This is a genomic window from Algibacter pacificus (assembly GCF_008033385.1).
Taxonomy (GTDB): Bacteria; Bacteroidota; Bacteroidia; order Flavobacteriales; family Flavobacteriaceae; genus Algibacter; species Algibacter pacificus.
In genome coordinates this window covers 1-1229 of sequence record NZ_VOGY01000044.1, presented here as the reverse complement: position 1 = coordinate 1229, position 1229 = coordinate 1, and the positions used below count along the sequence as shown (strand labels likewise).

General features: G+C 34.8%; 1 protein-coding gene and 1 pseudogene. Both read right to left on the bottom strand.

The features are described from left to right. Positions 1 to 16: 16 nt before the first annotated feature. Positions 17 to 853 (bottom strand): annotated as a pseudogene (locus tag FQU21_RS17310) (IS3 family transposase); the annotation flags it as partial. Positions 854 to 894: 41 nt separating this feature from the next. Further along, positions 895 to 1161, bottom strand: coding sequence for a transposase (locus FQU21_RS17305; protein WP_147679286.1), 267 nt, complete (start codon positions 1159 to 1161; stop codon positions 895 to 897). Positions 1162 to 1229 lie beyond the last annotated feature (68 nt).

Sequence of the window (1229 nt, the reverse complement as noted above, 5' to 3'; positions counted from 1 at the left end):
TGTAGGCTTCCCCTTTTTAGGACACATTAAAGTTCGATAAATAATTATTATTTAGGTCAGATTTGATGAAGAATTTAAATTCTTCATCAAATCTGGGCATATATTCTTTAGGTGATTTATTCCCTAAGGATTTATGCGGATGGTTAAAATTATAATCTTCTCTCCAGTTATCGCTTATCTTTTGCAATTGATATTTATCATTGAAGTAATAAGCATCTAATATATCTTCTCTAAAGAATCTATTAAAACGTTCTATGTATCCATTTTGCATTGGTTTTCCAGGTTGAGTATATTTAATTTCTATAAAGTTTTTTTTACACCAGTTCATAAAGGTCTTAGAGATAAATTCTGGTCCATTATCACATCTTACGTATTTAGGTGTGCCTATTTCCTCTTTTAAACATTCTAGTGTTTCTACCACAGCTCTAGCTGGATATGATAGTCCTGCATCAATAGCTAGAGCTTCTCGATTACAGTCATCAATAACGTTAAATACGCGCACTTTTCTACCATCGGTAAGTGCATCACTCATAAAGTCCATACTCCAACATTCATTGAGCTGCGTAGGTGTTTCCAAAGGTTGCTTAACTCGTTTTACTAAACGCTTTTTGTGCTTACGCCTTAAGCTTAGTTTCATATCCCTGTAAATGCGTAGCACTCGTTTTCTGTTCCATTTTAAGCCTTCGCGACGAATTTTGTGATAATACTCATCAAAACCTCTTGTTGGATAAGATTCTGTAAGTTCTGTGAGCTTGTCAATGACTTCGCTGTCATCTTTTTTGCTCCGATAGTACCACATTGACCTACTTAAACCTACAACCATGCAAGCACGTACAATGGGTACAGTGAATTCTTTAACAAGATATTTGACGCGTACTCGTTTGTCGGAAGGCTTTAGAACTTTTTTGACAGTACGTCTTTTAACATTTTTAAATCTAAACTCACATCAGCATACATCTGTTTGAGTTTATTGTTTTCTTCTTCTAGCTCCTTTAAGCGCTTTACCTGTTGATGTTCCATACCTCCATATTTTTTACGCCAGTAATAAAACGTACTCTTATCAATACCTAATTCCCGTGATAGATCGCCTACGGATCTTCCTTGTTCATTTTCCTTTAAAGCCCGGATGATTTGGCTCTCACTAAATTTGCTGTTTTTCATTGTGACAGTTTGAATTTAAAGTTAATAAATTCGAATTAATTACTGTCCCATTTTTAGGGAAGCCTACA

What these genes read in the sequence shown, in the direction of transcription:
- FQU21_RS17305 (WP_147679286.1), bottom strand. Translation starts at nt 1,161, where the DNA reads ATGAAAAACAGCAAATTTAGTGAGAGCCAAATCATCCGGGCTTTAAAG.